The sequence below is a fragment of the Phenylobacterium sp. genome, from assembly GCF_036501465.1.
In the GTDB taxonomy this organism is placed as follows: domain Bacteria; phylum Pseudomonadota; class Alphaproteobacteria; order Caulobacterales; family Caulobacteraceae; genus Phenylobacterium.
The window spans coordinates 1-3,079 of sequence record NZ_DASYAF010000099.1; the positions used below are offsets into that span (position 1 = coordinate 1).

A 3,079-nucleotide genomic window follows, 5' to 3' on the forward strand; every position below is an offset into this window, starting at 1 on the left:
ACGACGATCGCCATCTCCACGACCTCGAACCAGGCGACGGGCTCGAGCGGGGCGGTGAACCGGACCATGACCTATGCCCCCGGCGGCGACCTGACCCGGGACTATCACAACGCCACCTTCGACTGGGCCTACGGCTACAACGTAAGCGTCGTCGTGTCCCCACCTTTCCGGCGCGCGGCTGATCATCGAAGCTCGGGGGTCCGGCGAGGGCCGGCCTGGAGTTAAGATGATCATATCCGATCAACATAGGTCGGAGCCCGTGGTCCGGCGGATGGAAGTCTTCACCGGCGCGGGTCATCGTCGGGAGTGGCCGGCCGAAGTCAAGGCGCGGATCGTGGCCGAGACCCTGGTTCCAGGCGAGACGTTGAGCGCGGTGGCGCGCCGCCACGGGCTGCGGGTGGACCAGCTGTTCTCCTGGCGCAAGTTGGCCCGGCGCGCCGCGGAGCAGGCCGGGGGCGTATCGTTCGCGCCGGTGGTCGTGACGCCAGCCGCCCCCGCCGCCCAGCGCCGCCGGCCTGAGCATCGCCGCAACGATGGCCTCATCGAGGTGGACCTGGCCGCCGGTGTGATCCGCATCGGGCGGGGCGCGGAGGTGAGGGCCATAACGGCGGTCATCCGGGCGATGAGCGGCGCCGCGTGATCGGCCCGGCGACGCGGGTGATGGTGGCCACGGCGCCGGTGGACTTCAGGAAGGGCATGGACGGCCTGGCGGCGCTGGTGAAGGAGCGGATGCGCGCCGATCCGTTCAGCGGGGTCGTGTGGGTGTTCCGGTCCCGGCGGGCGGACCGGGTGAAGCTGGTGTGGTGGGACGGCACGGGGCTGTGCCTGCTCAGCAAGCGCCTGGAGCAGGGAAGCTTCCGCTGGCCCAGGGTCGAGGACGGGACGATGCGCCTCAGCGGGGCCCAGCTGGCGGCCCTGCTCGAGGGCCTGGACTGGCGCCGCGTGCACCAGGCCCGGCGCGTGGCGGCGCCTCTGGAAGCACACTGACAGAGGGCCGCGACAGATTGACTCAGGGCTCACGCGGGGGCGCCTCAAGGCCTTCGGAATATGCTCTGATCCTCTTCGATGACGACCCAGGTCGACACTCTTCCGGACGACACGACGACGCTGAAGGCGATGCTCCATGCCGAGCGGTCCGCCCACGCCGCCGAGACCGAGCGGCTCAGGCAGATCATCAGGGAACTCCAGCGTCACCGGTTCGGCCGGCGGGCGGAGAGCCTGCCCGTCGACCAGCTGGAGCTGGCCCTGGAGGAGGTCGAGCAAGGCGAAGCGGCGCGGGCCGCCGGAGCCGAGAGGGCCCGTCCCGCCAGGTGTGTCGGCCCCCGCCGGCGTAATCTCGGCCATCTGCCGGCGCACCTGCCCAGGATCGAGCAGGTGATCGACGTCGAGGACAAGAGCTGCCCCTGCTGCCGTGGCCCGCTGCATCTGGTCGGCGAGGACGTGGCCGAGCGCCTGGACGTGGTTCCCGCCCAGTTCCGCGTGCTGGTGACGCGCCGACCGCGATACGCCTGCCGCGCCTGCCAGGAAGGCGTGGTCCAGGCCCCCGCGCCGGCCAGGCTGATCGAGGCCGGCCTGCCCACCGAGGCGCTGGTCGCCCATGTCGCCATCGCCAAGTACGCCGATCACTGCCCGCTCTACCGTCAGGCCCAGATCTATGGCCGGCAAGGCATCGACCTGGACCGCTCCACCCTGGCCGACTGGGTCGGGCGGGCCGCCTTCCTGCTGCGGCCGGTGCACGCCCGCCTGCTGGACAAGCTCAAGGCCTCCTCCAAGCTGTTCGCTGACGAGACCACCGTGCCGGTGCTCGATCCGGGGCGCGGGCGGACCAAGACCGGCCAGCTGTGGGCCTACGCGAGGGACGAGCGGCCGTGGGCCGGGGCCGACCCGCCGGGCGTGGTCTACGTCTACGCCACCGACCGCACCGCTTCCCAGCCGATCAAGCATCTCGCCGGCTTCCAGGGCGTACTGCAGGTGGACGGCTATGGCGGCTATCGGCCCCTGGCCGAGACCGGCCTGGTCAGGCTCGCCTTCTGCTGGGCCCATGTGCGCCGGCCGTTCTACGAACTGGCCGCCGCCGGCGACGCGCCCATCGCCACCCAGGCCCTGGAGCGGATCAAGCGCCTCTATGCCGTGGAGGCGGACATCCGCGGCCTCGCGGCCGATAGGCGCGTCGCCGCGCGCCAGGCGCGAAGCCGGCCGATCATCGAAGAGCTGGAGCCGTGGCTGCGGTCCCGGCTCGCCGCCGTCAGCCGCAAGGGCAAGATGGCCGACGCCATCCGCTATGCCCTCGCCCGCTGGAGCGGCCTGACCCTGTTCCTCCACGACGGCCGGATCGAGATCGACTCCAACGTCGTCGAACGCTCCATCCGCCCCATCGCGCTCACCCGCAAGAACGCCCTCTTCGCCGGCTCCGACGGCGGCGCCGAGCACTGGGCGGTCCTCGCCTCGCTCATCGAAACCTGCAAGCTCAACGGCCTCGATCCCGAAACCTGGCTCGCGGGCGCCATCACACGCATCGTCCACGGCCATCCCCAGAGCCGCCTCGACGAACTGCTGCCATGGGTCCAAGCTCCCGCTCGAGCGGTGGCCTGACGACGACGCTTACGGTTCACCGCCCCGGTGACCGCGTCGTGTTCGGCGATCACGTGGCCGGCGGTGTCATGGACGTAGGCCGTCTGCGGCGACCCCGCGCCGAAGGTCTGGCGCCACACCCGCGCTCCGCCGAAGTCGTAGGCGTAGGCCCCCGGAAGAATGGACTACCATTGTCGTTTGCCGGAAATCGCCCCCTTATCGCAAAGAACTTGTCAGTAAGGCAAAGGTTCTTCGCCCGCTGGCAGGCTGCACTTCCGGTGCTATATGTCTCGCATGGCGCTCCAGGGGCCAACCCACTGGAATCCGATTCGTTAACCCCGTCCCCATCGACATACGCAATCACTACCAAAGCTCAATTACAGGCTTCTTCTTCCCATGGGTTGGGAAATCTTGCCGAGTACGTAGCTGCTTCCTTCAGAAGTTCCGGATTCCGTTTTCGTATATAGGACATCGACTCGTCCAGTTTTTTCTCCCAGACAAATCTATG

The 3,079-nt window shown here is 69.2% G+C and carries 4 protein-coding genes; all 4 read left to right on the forward strand.

The features are described from left to right. Positions 1-225 (forward strand): hypothetical protein (locus VGL85_RS10715; protein WP_331588916.1); only part of this gene is annotated, 225 nt, incomplete at its 5' end. Between the two features lie 46 nt (positions 226-271). Further along, the gene (gene tnpA, locus VGL85_RS10720; RefSeq protein WP_331588918.1) at positions 272-640 is read left to right on the forward strand and encodes an IS66-like element accessory protein TnpA; all 369 of its coding nucleotides are present in this window, start codon (positions 272-274) and stop codon (positions 638-640) included. Continuing rightward, entirely contained in the window at positions 637-987 is a 351-nt protein-coding gene (tnpB, locus tag VGL85_RS10725) for an IS66 family insertion sequence element accessory protein TnpB (RefSeq protein WP_331588920.1), read from the forward strand. The genes tnpA and tnpB overlap by 4 nt, the downstream gene beginning before the upstream one ends. 78 nt (positions 988-1,065) lie before the next feature. Beyond that, positions 1,066-2,592: an IS66 family transposase gene (gene tnpC / locus VGL85_RS10730; RefSeq protein WP_331588922.1), complete on the forward strand. Its 1,527-nt coding sequence runs from the start codon at positions 1,066-1,068 to the stop codon at positions 2,590-2,592. Positions 2,593-3,079: the final 487 nt, after the last annotated feature.

Coding starts and splice junctions, on each gene's coding strand:
- tnpC (WP_331588922.1), top strand. CDS start 1,066: ATGACGACCCAGGTCGACACTCTTCCGGACGACACGACGACGCTGAAG.
- tnpA (WP_331588918.1), top strand. CDS start 272: ATGGAAGTCTTCACCGGCGCGGGTCATCGTCGGGAGTGGCCGGCCGAA.